Annotated in this window: 10 protein-coding genes; 1 reads left to right on the forward strand and 9 read right to left on the reverse strand. The window is 45.8% G+C overall.

The window, feature by feature from the left end; all coding sequences use genetic code 11:
- Positions 1-16: 16 nt before the first annotated feature.
- From DVG78_RS15900 to DVG78_RS15935, 8 genes are all read right to left on the reverse strand, one after another.
- A complete protein-coding gene (locus DVG78_RS15900; protein WP_114462048.1) occupies positions 17-1,387 on the reverse strand; it encodes a RagB/SusD family nutrient uptake outer membrane protein in 1,371 nt (456 codons plus the stop codon).
- Between the two features lie 26 nt (positions 1,388-1,413).
- On the reverse strand, positions 1,414-4,509 hold the full coding sequence (locus DVG78_RS15905; protein ID WP_114462049.1) for a SusC/RagA family TonB-linked outer membrane protein: 3,096 nt from the start codon (positions 4,507-4,509) through the stop codon (positions 1,414-1,416).
- A gap of 454 nt (positions 4,510-4,963) precedes the next feature.
- On the reverse strand, positions 4,964-6,160 hold the full coding sequence (locus DVG78_RS15910) for a hypothetical protein (protein WP_114462050.1): 1,197 nt from the start codon (positions 6,158-6,160) through the stop codon (positions 4,964-4,966).
- A gap of 16 nt (positions 6,161-6,176) precedes the next feature.
- Positions 6,177-6,419: a type II toxin-antitoxin system HicA family toxin gene (locus tag DVG78_RS15915; protein ID WP_114462051.1), complete on the reverse strand. Its 243-nt coding sequence runs from the start codon at positions 6,417-6,419 to the stop codon at positions 6,177-6,179.
- Positions 6,420-6,629 (reverse strand): type II toxin-antitoxin system HicB family antitoxin, encoded by a 210-nt coding sequence (locus DVG78_RS15920; RefSeq protein ID WP_114462052.1) that lies wholly within the window; start codon positions 6,627-6,629, stop codon positions 6,420-6,422.
- Positions 6,630-6,690: 61 nt separating this feature from the next.
- On the reverse strand, positions 6,691-7,524 hold the full coding sequence (locus DVG78_RS15925; protein WP_114462089.1) for a type 1 glutamine amidotransferase: 834 nt from the start codon (positions 7,522-7,524) through the stop codon (positions 6,691-6,693).
- A gap of 189 nt (positions 7,525-7,713) precedes the next feature.
- Complete coding sequence (locus DVG78_RS15930) at positions 7,714-8,859, reverse strand: Gfo/Idh/MocA family protein (protein ID WP_114462053.1); 1,146 nt, start codon at positions 8,857-8,859, stop codon at positions 7,714-7,716.
- Between the two features lie 73 nt (positions 8,860-8,932).
- Positions 8,933-10,582, reverse strand: a complete 1,650-nt coding sequence (locus DVG78_RS15935) for a sulfatase-like hydrolase/transferase (protein ID WP_114462054.1) — start codon at positions 10,580-10,582, stop codon at positions 8,933-8,935.
- Positions 10,583-10,785: 203 nt separating this feature from the next.
- Between DVG78_RS15935 and DVG78_RS15940 the strand changes: the two genes are divergently transcribed.
- Positions 10,786-13,548: a putative LPS assembly protein LptD gene (locus tag DVG78_RS15940; RefSeq protein ID WP_229598243.1), complete on the forward strand. Its 2,763-nt coding sequence runs from the start codon at positions 10,786-10,788 to the stop codon at positions 13,546-13,548.
- Here DVG78_RS15940 and DVG78_RS15945 read toward each other — a convergent pair.
- Positions 13,545-15,518 carry an asparagine synthase-related protein gene (locus DVG78_RS15945; RefSeq protein ID WP_114462056.1) on the reverse strand — a complete coding sequence of 658 codons (1,974 nt, stop codon included), beginning with the start codon at positions 15,516-15,518 and terminating at the stop codon, positions 13,545-13,547. The two genes, DVG78_RS15940 and DVG78_RS15945, sit on opposite strands and share 4 nt — an antisense overlap.
- Positions 15,519-15,536 lie beyond the last annotated feature (18 nt).

Below are 15,536 nucleotides of genomic sequence, written 5' to 3' on the forward strand. Positions count from 1 at the left end.
AACCGTGGAGCGGTTTCTAGTAACCCACGTTTTGCGTCAATTGCTTATTGGCATCTATTTCACGCTGCGGAATGGGGAAAATCAAACGGGGGCTGTTGTAATCCAACGCGCCCACTTTTCCTTTCAAACGCTTAATATCGTGCAAGGTGTGCCCTTCAAAGGCCAGTTCCAACTTGCGTTCTTTCAAAATATCAGCAATGGTCACCTCAGTTAAAGCCGTTGCACCCGCTCTGGCACGAATCGCATTGATATCTGCCAAAGGAGCCGCTCCCACAGTCGTGCCAAGGCGAAAATTAGCTTCGGCACGAATCAAATGCATCTCCGCCAAACGCATGATAGGAACATTTCCAAAACGGTCTAAGTGCTTTTGAGTAAAGGTATTATTAGCAGCTACTTGGAAGAACTCACCCCGCGTATCACCCGCTCCGTATAGGGCACGGTGGGCTGGCAAAATACGAAAATCACCGCGACCTGCGGTACCTGGAATCGTACTTACCGTTGCGCCAAAATAAGTATTGAGGCTATTGGAACCATCTTGGGCGGTTACAGTGGTTGAGAAAATGTATTCGGCGGGATTTGCACCACCATTTCTCAAAAACGTGTAAAACAAAGAACTAAATGGAGTCACCAAACGCTGACGACCAGAAGTGATGACGCGATTGGCTGCGTCTCGGGCAGAGGCATAATTTCCCTGCTGCAAATACACCCGGGCCAACATACCAGCGGCGGCATTTTTGGTAGCATAAATAGTGTTGGAAGCGGGCAATAAATTCTCGGCTTTGGTCAAATCGTCCAATACCTGCGCGTACACTTCGGCTACGCTGTTGCGTTTTCTGTAGTCAGCATCGGTTACGCTGCGCGTAGGCTCAAGCACAAGCGGCACCCCTGCATTGGCGGCATTGTCGCCGTCGCCCCATGTTTTGGCATAAAGACGTACCAATTCAAAGTACAACGAACCACGGATAAAACGTGCTTCACCTTCGATACGCGCCTTTTTGGCCTCTTCTACCTTATCCAAAGCTGACAAAACATTGTTACAACGGTTGATGGCCCGATAAGTATCGCTCCAAGTCACACTAGCGGTTGAATTAGCGGTGGTTAATTGCTTATCAAAAATTTCGAGTAAGTTGGCAAACGTACCGCCAAAGCGAATTTCACCCGCATCACCGTATAGATCGGATACGTACTGAAAAGCACCTCCGTACACATCATCATCCTGAATACCGTCGTAACAACCAATCAGGGTCACTTCAACGTCTTTGGAAGTACTCAAAGCGGCCACATCATCAATACTTTGGGTGGGTGCTACATTGAGTTTTTGGTCGCAACCGCTCAACAGCGTCAACGCGGCAGCGGTTAAAAAGCTATATTTGAATAGTCTATTCATTTTCTGAAAGTCGTTTTAAAGAGGATTTACAAACCAATATTGATACCAAACAAAATGGTACGCGGCTGAGGCGGCGTATAGAAGTCGTTACCAATGGCAAAATTGCTGGTAAAGCTATCGGCGCTTACTTCAGGATCCCAACCTTTATAATTGGTAAAAGTGGCTAAGTTCATCCCCGAAACGTACAATTTAACTTTGTCTAATTTCACACGATTAACGAGGCTCGTCGGCAGCGTATAGCTCAATGTAGCCGTACGTAAGCGGAGATACGAACCATCGAAAATATAACGACTAGAAGCCTGATTTCCGTTGCCACGCAGATAACGCGCCTCTGGAACGTCGGTGTTGCGGTTTTCGGGAGTCCACGCGTTCAACTGGTCTTTGGTTTGGTTATCTTCATATATACCGTTGGCCGACGAATATTGACCTACCCCGTAGAAGTTTACTTGGTTGCCATACACTCCGTTGAAGAATACGCTTAAATCAATGCCCTTGTAAGAGAATGAGTTGGTAATACCTCCGATAAATTTCGGGTTGGGATTTCCTACCACTACCCGCTGCGCAGAGTTATATCCCGCGTTGGTTACGGTTGTTCTGTCAACAGAACCATCGGTACCTGTGGTATTCTTGTAAAACAACGCATCGCCGTTGTCAGGATTTACGCCCGCATATTCAACTGTGTAAAACACCCCGATAGGCTGGCCTTCTACTACGCGGTTCATGTTGCGAATTCCACCTTCGATGATTTGTCCCTGAATATCAGTTACTTTATTCTTATTGTTGGCCCAGTTGAATGACGTATTCCACTTAAATTTACCCACAAAGTTTTGGGTATTTACCACAAACTCAAAGCCCTTATTTTCCAACTTACCTACGTTACGCACTTGGCTCAAGAAACCAGTAGTGGCAGGAATGTTTACGTTTAACAACAAACCAGAGGTATTTTTCAAATAGTAATCAATTTCACCATTGATACGGTTGTTAAGGAAGCCAAAGTCAATACCGAAATCAGTTTGATAGGTTGTTTCCCATCTCAAATCAGGGTTTCCGATTTGTGACGGACGCTGACCCGCCGACCCTGCGTATCCTGCATCACCCGTAAAGAGACCCAGTTGAGGAAAATTCCCGATTTCTGAGTTACCAGTTCCGCCGTAGCTGGCACGGGCTTTCAAGAAGCTGATGACCGTATTATTCTTTAGGAAATTCTCTTCCGACAACACCCATCCCAACGACACCGCAGGGAAGAAACTGTAGCGTGAGTTGGCCCCGAAACGTGAAGAACCGTCGATACGCGCACTGGCCGAGAGTAAGTATTTGTCGGCAAATTTATAGTTGGCGCGGGCAAAATAAGACAAGAACCGGAAATTAGTTTCGGTACTGTTACCGTCAGATTTGGTCGCAGCACTGGCAATCCGCTGGTAAGAGTCCGAAGGAAACTGCGTACCTTCGATGAAGTTGGTCTTGGTCTGAGATTGCTGATATGACATCCCCAGCGTAGCACTGATTCCGTGTCTGCCGAAACTGTTGTCGTACGCAAAGAAATTGTTGGTATTATAATTGGTCACAAACGTACCGTAGTTTGAACCAATACCGTTGGTGGCACGGGTTTGATTACGTACAGTCTGGCTCTGAAAATATCCTTCTTCCTGCTGGTTTAATAAGTCAACCCCTATTTCACTACGGAACTTCAACCCTTTAAAAATGTTGGCCTGCAAGTAGCCATTCGTTAGGTTACGGATGGACGTTGCCACAAATTTGGCGTAGTTGATTGAAATAATTGGGTTGTAGTACAAAGGAATGTTAATATCCCCAGGAGGCGTACCCGCAGGAAGGCCCGTGGTGGGATCCAGAAACGGTGTAAGTGGCGTCAATGCCGACATCTGCAACGGGTTAGAGAATGCGTTATCATCCGGCAAACGTTGGTTTTCGGTACGGGCCAAGTTCATTGTCAAACCAATAGAAAGCCAATTGTTAGCTTGGTGGTCAAGGTTTAGACGCCCCGACATACGCTTCAATCGGTTGCCAATAATCGTTCCGGTCTGATCTAAGTACTGACCTGAAATAAAGAACCTTGTTTTGTCATTACCGCCGCTCAATTGCAAATCAGCTTGGTGCATCGGCGCTTTTTGAAAAGCCTGTTCCTGCCAGTTTACATCTGCTTGTTGGGGAGTTCCGTAAGTGCCGTAGCTATAATACTCCAGAAAACCACCGGCACCAAAAATGTACTGAGTAAAAGAATCTGGGTCATTTGGATCAATATTGGCCAAACGGTCACGGTATCCAGCCGCTTGCTTGTAGAACGAAATAAATTCTTCAGAATTGAGGAAAGGCAAACGACGGGCGGCTTCGGCCGTTCCCGTTTGGTAGTTGAAAGAAATATTGGTTTTACCTGATTTTCCACGTTTGGTGGTAATCAACACCACACCATTGGCGGCGCGGGCACCGTAGATTGCCCCCGCAGAGGCATCTTTCAATACTTCGATAGACTCAATATCGTTTGGATTTATATCAGCCAAGGCGTTGGTTTCACCGCCGTAGTTACCAAAGTCACCCGTGGTGATGGGCGTTCCGTCTACTACATACAACGGCTGACTGCTGGCACTGATAGATGAGTTTCCGCGAACGCGCACTGTTACGGCTTGGCCTAATTTACCCGAGCCTGAGTTGATAAACACCCCAGCGGCTTTTCCCTGCAAAGCTGCATCTACGGTTGGGGTAGGCATATTTTCAATGTCTTTTCCTTTTACCTGAGCGATGTTACCCGTCAATTCGCGCTTGATTTGTGAACCAAAACCCGTTACTACAATTTCGCTCAGTGTTTTGGTATCCTGTATCAGTTGAACATTAATCACCGAACGTCCGTTTACTTTTTCCTCCAAAGGAGAAAATCCAACAAAGCTGAATACCAGTGTGGCATTGTCAGGAATAGAAATACGATAATTCCCTTCAACGTCAGAGTTGGCACCGCGCGTAGTGCCTTTTACCGTAATCGAAACGCCCGGAAGCCCGGCACCGTCTTCGGATGAGGTGACTTTTCCAGTCACAACCTTGTCTTGCGCCCTTACGGCAACAAACGACAAGCATACCAGCATCCACAAGCTAATACGTAAAATGTGTCTCATGCAATTTGATTTGTTAGAGTTGATAAAATGATAAAAATGGTAAACTAGGGTAATGCATCTAAAAGCAATCAGCTCCTTCTAAGCAAAAAGCTAAAAAGGTGATTGCGGTTATTCAATCAAAAAACCACTAAACTAGATTTTTGTTAGTAGTATCTACAAAAAAGCAAGGGATTGATTGTTTAGGTTAAGCTACTGAGCCGATTCGGGCAGAATATATGAATAATGGCTCAACAACAGAAAGTACAAATTTGCGCATTGGAATAATTTCGCAAATCACCCTTTTTAAGGGATATTTTTTCTTTCTGAATTTTAATTGGCTAAACGTTCCATCGGCTATTAGTGCAGATAACTTCAAATACCTACACAAAGGTACTGATTGATACTTAAAAAGTCAAAACATCAGCCAGATTCAATCCCCTGAAAAAGGGGATATTGTGTTGACTTCACTCCCCCATTAAGGTTGATAAAAACACGTACTTCCGCCTACCCAAGTAAAATCTTTGTTGAATCTTACACCAATCATTTCACCCCTGCTCAGCCTACTTAGGCTCGTCAATAACTGTGGACGTGGGGCATTGTCTTCCCAAACATAGAGCATTCTGATTTCACATTTTACCAACCCATCGGGCGCTTCAATGACGGGCTCGTACGTTACTTTTCGTTGTAAAATCCAATTTTCAGGGTCGGTTACTTCTTCAATATCCTGACGTGTAACGTGGATTTTTACGCCACTCCCTGCAAAGGAAAAGAGGGGTTTCAGCACGTAGTTTTCTAAATCTTCGGGAAAATCATCGCTGTATTCACTCAGAAAATGGGTATCTGGCACATAGGGGCTTTTCAAATACGGAAGCGTATATTTACTGATTCTGAAAAACCAATTGGGATGCCCTACCCACGTCACGTCGACATCATCCGTAAGGTCAAACTCGGTTTGAAGGTCAGGAAAATTGGTTAAATCATCAAAGATAAGTCGATTGTAGATGCGCTTGATTTCGATATTCTGGCCGTCTTTCTCGTAAAAAAGCTGACGCCCTATTTTCTTTATTTTAGTATAGCAAATGGCTTTTACGCCCAACAGAGCCTCGGTCACGGCAAAGTCAATACGGGTCTTTTGCTGCTCTGGATAAATTTCCAATAAAATCACATTTTCGGGGTTTTCATTCCCCAAAATCACCGCTTTCAACTTAGCAATGTATTCTGCCTGATTGAAAATACCACTGAAATAGTTGCTGAACTCGGCCGGAACAGGAAAATAATCACGGAACTTCTCGGTCACGTAGGTCTGAAACCCAAAAATAGACGGGAACCCCTGCAACTCAATCAATTGAGGCATCAACTCGCCGTTTTCATCTTTACAAACCGCAAAGTCGATGGCTAAAAACGAAGCATGGTCATTTTCGTGGGGGACAGATTGCCCGGGCGGAATGGAGTGCTGGGTCTTGGCTTTATAATGGGGTCCAACAATCACATCAATAAAAGATTCTCCCGCCTCAATCAATTTGTTTTTAAGGCCTGCTGGCACAAAAACGGGGGTTTCTGCCACTCGAAACTCCAATTGACCCGGCCAATCGGCCTGAATACCTTTGATGAATTCATTGTATTTTTCATCGCTAAAAGCAGCGTTGTAAGCTTGTCGTAGGGAAGAAATCATAGGTTATAAAGGGCGTTTACCCAAACAAAATTGCAATAAGTTGTTCTTTTGTTAATCCAAAATGAGAAGAAATGTTATTCAATATAGCGTTAAGCGTTCCAATTTTTATGGGAATATGATTAGGAATCGTCTCTTGATGTTGGCCTTTCACTTCGGTACGAATTCGGATGTGACTATCTGTTTGTCGAACTACCTCATAATCTAATTTTTTCAACAATCTGACAAGTTCTACCCCTGTTATGTCTCTCGGAATTTTCATTTAGAGCGCAAAAATTTCTTCTTTCACAAAATGCAGGCGAATTACTTTAGGTGCCAAATCGGGTGAATCAAAATGGCACGCAATAGCATCTCTTATCATTTCTTTCAACTCCTGCATTGTTTCTCCTTGAGTGAAGATATTTTCTCCTAAAGCACGCGCGGTATATCCTCCTTCGGGGTCTTCTTCTACTACAAAAATGAGTTCATTCATCGTTAATGCTGAAATATTTATATCAAAAATAAAGAAGAAATTGATAATACCAAATTTAGCACTACACCAACTGCGCCCCTACCAACTGCTCCGCCGCCCGTTGAAGAAAAGTAGGAATAATGGCCGATTCGGTGCGCCGGATTTTGTCGGGGTCTTGCAATGAATTGACCATGTCGTTGTACTTGGCTTCACCGTGGTTTTTGATAATCAAGCTTCGTTTCTCTTCTTTTTGAAAATGGCGCAACATCCCTTCACCATCGGCTTCGGGGTGAAACTGCGTACCGAAAATCTCCCGTGAAAATCGCACCGCCATCACGGCCCGCTCCAAATGCGCCACGTGGGGGCGTTCTTTTTCGATGCAAAGCACTTTGGCACCCATGCGTTCTAACTCATGATAGTTTGGCTCAATGACTTGATAGTCGCGCGAATCAACGGCGAAGAATGGATCTAACAATTGCTCAAAAACGGGTTCTTTCAACCCAAATTGGGTTTTATGCATCGGGAAAATACCGAAAGAAGTTGACCGCCGCTTACATACCAGGCCCACATTCCAATGCAGACAGGCCATTTGATACGAATGACAAATCAGCATCAGGTGCTTTTTTTGCGGATGGTGCGGCTGGCGATTGTGTTGCCAAATTTGGTCAAGCAACATAAAAAACGGCTTCTCCCAAGGCTCACCTACGGGTACAGGGTTTCCGGGGCCGCCCGATGAAATATAAATATCGTAGCTTAAATCAGGGACTTCGCATTTTTGACGAACATCAAACACTTCATAACTGCCTTCGATTTCCTCCTGTGCTAGAAAATTCTCCACCAATGTTTTAATACAACGCATACCCTCGTTGGCATGACCGTCGTACATGTCTAAAACGGCAATCTTAATGCGCTCCATGAGCTTTTCGTTAATTGTGTTGCTAAAATTAGTAAAAAACATACCGCCACATCACTTAAAATCTTAAAAAAGAGTTTAAAGGCTGTGGCGGTATGGGACTTAGTTCGTTAAAACGTTCCGCAAAATTACGGAAATATTATCATCGTTTAACGATTATGTATCAAGAACGGTTCAACTATTCCTCAGAATCTATACTTGAACCCAACGCTGCTCGCGGCTACTTTGGACGATTTTGTCGCACAATTTAAGTTCGCGAAGCCCATCGGCAAAGGTCGGATAGGTCGGTTTTTCGGGGCGACCGTTGCGAATGGCCGCGTAAACTTCCTTAAATAATTGCTTCGACGTATCGGGGAACCCTTCGTTGTGGCCACCAGGAAACGTCAATAAAGGACGCACCTCTTCGTGAACCAAGGCTGGGTCACGAATCAAGGATTGATTGTACCCATCGCGGCGACCAATCCACATTTCGTTGGGGGCTTCTGAGCACCAATTAAAGGTTTGGTTCGAGCCACTGATTTCGAGCGTGGCGCGGTTTTTACGTCCAGCCGCTACCTGACTGACCGTTGCAACGCCCTTGTTTCCGTTTTCGAAACGGTACAAAATAGAGGCGTAATCTTCGGTCGTGATGGGTACTTCTTCGTAGTCTTCGGCCTGCAACAACTTGCCCGAATAAGTAGCAATGGCTTTTTTAGGCTTCATCCGGGTTTTGTGTACGGTATTAAAATCCGCCATTACTTCTGTGATGTGCAAGCCCGTGATGTATTCAATCAAGTCAAACAAGTGAGAGCCAATATCGGCTACGGCCCGTGAATCACCCGACTGCGACGGCTCCAAACGCCAGTTGTAGTCGGTAGGTAAAAACAACCAATCCTGAAGGTAGCTTCCCTGAACTGAATACACCTCGCCTAATTCGCCTTTTTCACGCATGGTTTTCATCTGACGAATGAGGGGATAGTAGCGCAAATTGAAGTGAACAGCATTCACCAATCCCAGTTTATCCGCCAATTCTACCAGTTCTTCGGCTTCTTCGGTGTTGGTGGCCAAGGGTTTTTCACACACCACATTTTTGCCCGCCAACAATGCTTTTTTCGATTGCTCGTAGTGCAGGAAGTTGGGCGTACAGATGTGAACACACTCAATGGAATCGTCTTTCAGCAAATCATCAAATGAATCGTAGGCTTTGGGAATCCCTAGCGACTTAGCGCGCGCCTGTGCAATCTCAGCCGAAAAATCAGCAATACCTACAACTTCAACATCTGGCAAGCGACGAAGTGCTTCGATGTGCGCGGGGCCAATAAAGCCGAGCCCTACAACGGCTACTTGGGTTTTTGACATAGTATTTTTGGGTTTTGAACGTGGGTTTGAATTTGAATTTATTCTTTATCGGTGAATTATTAATTGAGTTGCACTACGGTTTCAGAGCAACAACGGGGCTTTTCTGATAACCAATGCGATGCGCCACCACATACAACGAATCACCTGCGGAGGCATTGATGGGTTGCGTATATACTTTCCAGCTTGGTTCTTTCCAGCGTTGTTTGTAGCCAATCGAGGCTCCTTTGGTGGCGCAAGATAAAGTAATTTTAGAAAATTCAGACTGTATTTTGGGCGTTTCCGTGACAGGTGCCTGCTCTTTACCGTTCCACCAACGGCGCACCATCTCCATTTCGGGTTCGGCGGCGGTATCACCGACTTTCTGAATCCACGCTTCGTACACTTCTCTCAATTCTTTCAGTTTAGACTCGTATTGAGGTAGCTCTGCAAGGTTATTAAATTCGTAAGGGTCTTTTTGGCAATCATACAATTCTTCTTTGGGTTTGGTCGGCCTAAACCACAAAGATTGAGCAGCATTGAGCTTTCCTTGCTCTTTCAGCGCTAGTATTGCCCGCATGGAAGGCTGTTGCAAGCGGTACTGAATATTTTGATAGTAAGGCTTTTCGGGCATATAGTTTCGTACATAGCGGTAGCGGCTGTCGCGCACGGTTCGTACACGGTCGTATTCTGAATCCATCCGGTCGCGGGCGGCAAAGGTATACTGACGAGGTTTGGAGGCCTGCTGTTTTCCAAGAAACGCCTGCCCCTGCAAATGCGCAGGAATGGGTAAATCAGTCAACGACAAAACGGTAGGGGCCAAGTCTACAAAACTGATGAATCGCTGGTCGACAACGCCTTTTCTTCCCTTTTCAAAAGGATTTTTCACAATAAACGGCACCCGCAGGCCACGGTCATAGATTTCTCGTTTTACAAAAGGCAGGCCATCACCGTGGTCGGAATAAAAGAAAACGATGGTATTTTGCTCAAGCCCGTCCTCTCGAAGTTGCTCCAGAATTTTACCCGCCTGCTCGTCCATCACCATGGCATTGGACAAATGCCGCGCCACGTCCAAACGCACTTCTGGTACATCAGGATAATACGGCGGCAACACTACGTCTTCGGGTTTTACCAACAAAGGCTCTTTGGCCCGCGCCCAAACTTGCGACTCATGCGTCACGGTAAGGTTAAAAATGGCAAAGAAAGGCTGATTTTTATCCGTTCTGTTGCGCCAGTGGGCTTTGTTGCTGCTTTCATCCCAAACGGTGGGGGGCGCTTGAAACTGATAATCCTCTTTAGAATTGTTGGTGCAATAGTACCCCGCCGCCCGTAAGTATTCTGGAAAACATTTGACTTCCTCGGGCAGAACCGCCGAATAGCCTTTAAAACCAGGGGGATAAGCATCAAGCGCCGCCGCTGAAGCTGCCAGCGTACGCATATTTTGGGTGCCAATAGACTGCTGATACATGCCCGTAATAATGGCCGAACGGCTCGGAGCGCATACCCCTGCGGTGGCAAAGGCATTGGTAAATCGAACCCCTTCTACCGCCAAACGGTCAATATTTGGCGTTTTTACCAGTTTATTTCCGTAAGCCCCCAATTGAAAACTCATGTCTTCGCAAGTAATCCATAAGATATTGGGACGGGCTTTCGTTTGTAACGGAACAGAAGCAGGTGCAGACTGCGGAAGGCGAAAAGCAAAAAATGCAGCACATACAACCACCGGCAGAAAATAGGTAAGTTTCATTCAAAAGAACGGTTAGAAGATGTCTCTTTTTAAGGCGTTTACCGCCGATTTTTACTGATGCCTGTTTTCATCTCATTGATAAAATTTTAATTCGTTTAATAACTTTTAACAATGTTTCGGCCTTTTCAAACCTGTAAAGACGTACTTTTGCAAATAAAGCATGTGTAAAATTGTTCTCTTCCAATCGTAAAATCAGTGCGCGTGTGGCTATAAGCCTTCTCTGGCTGACCTTTCTGGGGGTTGGCTTTGAGGCTTTTTCACAGGTATTAGCCCCCAAAAGACTATCCACTCCCGTTTTTCTGGATTCTATGAAAAGGGCCACTCCAGTGGTTCCGAAGGTCATTTCTGCCGTGGGTATCAATGCCGACAGCACCCAAACCGATTCACTCCAAACCGACAGTGATTTAAAAAGCACTGTAAAATACAGCGCCCAGGACTCAACCGTGATGGACCCAGGGCAGCAGGAAGTTCATTTGTACGGAAAAGCAAACGTCACGTACGGTGCCATCATTTTGGATGCCGATTATATCCGTCTCAACTGGAAAACCAACGAGGTATTTGCGCGGGGGAATTACGATTCAACCGCTAAAAAATGGATTGGGCAGCCCATTTTTCAGGACAACGGCGAAAAATACGATACCAAAGAGCTCCGGTATAATTTTAAAAGTAAAAAAGGGTTTATCAAAGGCATTGTAACCCAACAAGGCGACGGTAATATCCGGGGTACTACCGTCAAGAAAGACGAAGAAAACAATATGTACGTGAGGGGCTCAATTTATACCACCTGCAACTTAGCCCAGCCTCACTTTCACATTGCGGCCCGAAAAATCAAGGTGATTCCCGAAAAACAGGTCATTTCTGGACCATTTCACTTGGTCATTGCCGATGTGCCTTTGCCCGTGGGCTTGCCATTTGGATTTTTCCCCGTTCCGAAGAAAAAAGAAATTGGTACTTCGGGCATCATCATGCCTCAATACGGCGAAGAACCCAACGGCCGGGGATATTATCTGCGCGATGGCGGCTATTACTGGGCCATCAGCGAAAAAATCAACATGAATTTTACGGGGCAAATTTACTCTAAAGGAAGTTGGGGGTTAGGAGTTGCCTCAACTTATGCCCAAAAATACCGTTACAGCGGAAGTTTCAACGCTCGCTTCAACCGCAATTTGCAAGGAAATGAGGTAAAAGCCCTGAACAGACCACGCAATGATTTCAGCCTTACGTGGAGTCATGCACCCGTGCCGCGAGGAACCTCAAGTTTTGGTGCTTCGGTCAACATCGGAAGCAACAGCTTTAACCAATTCAATGAATTTAGCACCACGCGGTACATCCAAAACGTGGCGAGTTCGTCGGTCCAGTACAACAAGCAATTTGGGCAATTTGCCCGGATGGGAAGCAGCATTCGCGTCAATCAGCGATTCCCCGACCGTTCCAAAGAAACCCGAGATTCGTTGGGGCGCGTGACCAATACCGACCCCGGCGCGCTAGATGCAGGGATAGACTTCAACTTTGGAGTTAACCAAATTGCTCCTTTTGCGCTAAAAGGCGGAACAGGCGCTTGGTACGAAAGCTTCCGATTGGGAATGGATTTTAGCGGCGGTATCAGTGCCAACAATACCAAGGTTTACGCTGATACTTCTACGGCCCGGCTGGGATTTTCGCTCTTTAACCCACCGGCGGTCGGTACCCCCGAGTCGGGAGCGCCTACTACCTACGCCTTAAACTCCCAGAGTTTACCAGAGTTTATTAAAAACGGCCAACTTACTGGGCGCTTCTCGGTCCCGATTTCGTTACCCAATATCAAGTTATTCCGCTACATCAACATTACGCCTGGCATTTCACTGTCGGGAGAAACCTTTACCAAGAAGTTCAAATACGAGTACATGGGCAACAACAAAGTGAAGGTCGATACCCTTCAGGGCTTTTATTTTGCCAACAACGTCTCGTTTAGCGCCAGCATGAACACCCGGGTGTACGGTACTTTCTTTTTTCACGGCAAACGGTTGGAAGCCATTCGACACACTCTGATTCCTTCGGCCAGTTTCAGCTATGTACCCGACCAATCCAATCTTTTTGAGAAAACCGTCGTCAACCAACGCGGCGACGTAAGGTACCTCAATCGCTATCGCACCATTGGGGGTAACCTCACCACTTCGGGCACTTCGGCGGCGGGTATTTCGTGGAGTTTGAATAACTTATTTGAAGCCAAAATGCGTCCCAAATCAGATTCAACGGGCAAGCAATTTGAAAAAAAATCCATTCTGGACAACCTCAGCCTAAACGGCTCGTATAACCTATTGGCCGATTCGTTGAAAATGTCGGACATTAGCCTCAACGCCAATGCCCAACTTTTTAAGAATTTGAACTTTAACTTTTCGGCCAATTTTGACCCGTATGCCTACGTCAAAGACGAACTATACGGTGCCGTAGGGAGAAAAATCAACCGCTGGTCGTTTACCGAAAAACAAGGATTGGCCCGGCTCAACAACGTCAATGTAGCCCTAAGTACTCGTTTTGCACCCAAAGGCTCCGATAAGCCAAAAAAAGCCAACACTCCCAATACCGAAGAGCAACAGCGCCTCATCAATGCCAACCCAGACGCCTACGTAGACTTCAACATTCCTTGGACGCTCAATTTAAGTTATAACTTTGGGTACTCACGCCAAGGGCTGTCTAAAGGAACCACCATTCAGGCTTTGCGCGTCAACGGTGATTTCAGCCTTACGCCCAACTGGAAATTTGTGTTTGATACGGGCGTCGATGTCGTTGCCAAAGCCCCTTCCATCACCAATATCGGCATCACCCGCGACCTCCACTGCTGGGAAATGTCGTTTAACTGGACACCATTTGCGGGTTCGGGCATTAGGGCCAACAACTATTCGTTTGAAATCCGGGCCAAATCGGCACTGCTACGTGACTTAAAACTCTCTCGTCGCCGCTCGTTCTACGACCGTGGCAGTTTCTAAGACCGATTTTGATTCAGCAGCCACTGAGCCAAATGAATTTCCCGCATGTAAAGGTGTACACTGTCTGAAGATTTCTTAGGCATTTCTTTCAAGGCTTGTTTAAAATAGCCATCCAATATAAGGGACTGCGCTTCGGTAAAAAACAATGGTAGCAGTGGTCGCGCCTGTCCAAACAGACCAGTGATTTCGCGCTGATGCTGACTAATCTGCGTTTTAACAGGCTGATTCATCAGGGCTTTGCTGGTTCGTAATCGAACCTCTTCGGGCAATACTTCTTTCATCATAGCCCTAAGTGGTCCTCGTCCATAGCCACAGTCAAATTTCAGGCGGTCGGGGATAACCAAACACAATTCAATGAGCCGTTTATCATAAAAAGGATGCGCCGCTTCGTAACCATAATGCGCGGCAATCTGTTCAAACTCTTCCGTACTTTCCAACATCCCTTCGTGGAGAATATCGGCCACTAAATGTATCTGTTCTGGCAAAAAACCATAGTCTGTTTCGACCATAAACTTTTGTTTTTTCTTATATTTTCTAATCCAATTTACCACCCAACCAAACGGCACCACATTCACTCCAAAAGGCAACATTTTCAGCGCTTTGACACTTTTCCATCCTTCCTTTATTAAGCGTTTCCATTCATTATTTTTTGCTATTTTCACAAAATATCTTTGAGCATAACTCCGCACGATAAATGTGTACCTTTTTGATAAGGGCCATTCAGGCCATTGTTCAAAACGATGGCTAAAATCCGAAATTTGAGCGTATTGTTTCATCAATTCTTTAAACTCTCCCCACCTTTGGCTTTGAAGCAACCGCATAGGATACGCCTTTCCATACCCCACCACACTATCGCCGTCATGCCCTGTCAAGAGGATACGGCTTCCTTGCTTTGTTATAGCCTCTGCCGCCGCCAAATGATAGGTGGGCAAAAGCGTAAAATGGTCGGGACGGTCAAAAAGAGTGGACAGCGTCTGTACAGCAGCCATCAAATCAGTCATTGGAGTAATGTACTGATGTTGATAAATCCCCCATTGAAGTATACGTTCGGCAAATCGTTTTTCCTCTGCTTGTTTGGAATCCCCCATGTCGAAGTGGAGTGTGTGCAGTTCTTGTCCGAGCAAGTGATGTGCGGTGGCACAAACGGAAGAGGAATCCAGCCCACCGCTCAAATGCGCACTTACAGGATATGACGTTTGAAGCCGACACCGTACTGCTTCTAAAAACGTTGTTTTGAATGCTTCAATGAATTCTTCATCGGTACCGAGGTGAGCGAAACGCTCCAATTTCAAATCCCAGCAAAAACGGGATTGCAAGGCGTGTGCCTCCACGGTCAGCAGGTGGGCAGGTGGCAACGAATGAATACCTTTATAAAAAGTCTCCGCTCGGTAGGGTCTCAGAGACGAGGCCCATTCCAAGTAACGGTGAATTTTATCAAAATTAAATTCTTTAGAAACCCCTGGCAGGGTAAACAAGGACTTGATTTCCGAAGCAAAAGCAACAAAACCACCAGGTTTGTAGCAGTAATACAACGGTCGTGCCGCACAATGGTCTCGTCCAGCAATGAGTTTTTGACGCGGCGAATCCCAAATCACGAATGCAAAGTCTCCTATTAGATGAAAAAGCATTTCTTCTCCCCAATGCGTGTAAGCCGCCAAAAGGAGTGAAGTATTACTCAACCTCTCTGCTTCACAGCTGGGTAAGGAAGGGAATAATTGAGATAATAATTCTGCGCGATTATCTATTCGAGCGTCAGCCACGCACCAAAGCCCATTTTCATCAACAATAGGCGAGGAATCTGTTGGTACGTTTGCCGCAACATTCTGTTGTAAATGTACAAAGCCTACATTTTCGTTTTTTCTAATTTGAATTCCGTCACGTCCTCGGTGCTGTATGACGCAGGCCATTGTCTGAGGTTCTTCCTGCACAACTCTACCATCAAAATAGACAATTCCGCAAATACCAGACATAACTGTTGATGCAATAAC

Source organism: Runella aurantiaca, assembly GCF_003339505.1.
GTDB lineage: Bacteria > Bacteroidota > Bacteroidia > Cytophagales > Spirosomataceae > Runella > Runella aurantiaca.

Coding starts and splice junctions, on each gene's coding strand:
- DVG78_RS15945 (WP_114462056.1), bottom strand. CDS start 15,518: ATGTCTGGTATTTGCGGAATTGTCTATTTTGATGGTAGAGTTGTGCAG.
- DVG78_RS15930 (WP_114462053.1), bottom strand. CDS start 8,859: ATGTCAAAAACCCAAGTAGCCGTTGTAGGGCTCGGCTTTATTGGCCCC.
- DVG78_RS15905 (WP_114462049.1), bottom strand. CDS start 4,509: ATGAGACACATTTTACGTATTAGCTTGTGGATGCTGGTATGCTTGTCG.
- DVG78_RS15925 (WP_114462089.1), bottom strand. CDS start 7,524: ATGGAGCGCATTAAGATTGCCGTTTTAGACATGTACGACGGTCATGCC.
- DVG78_RS15900 (WP_114462048.1), bottom strand. CDS start 1,387: ATGAATAGACTATTCAAATATAGCTTTTTAACCGCTGCCGCGTTGACG.
- DVG78_RS15935 (WP_114462054.1), bottom strand. CDS start 10,582: ATGAAACTTACCTATTTTCTGCCGGTGGTTGTATGTGCTGCATTTTTT.
- DVG78_RS15915 (WP_114462051.1), bottom strand. CDS start 6,419: ATGAAAATTCCGAGAGACATAACAGGGGTAGAACTTGTCAGATTGTTG.
- DVG78_RS15910 (WP_114462050.1), bottom strand. CDS start 6,160: ATGATTTCTTCCCTACGACAAGCTTACAACGCTGCTTTTAGCGATGAA.
- DVG78_RS15920 (WP_114462052.1), bottom strand. CDS start 6,629: ATGAATGAACTCATTTTTGTAGTAGAAGAAGACCCCGAAGGAGGATAT.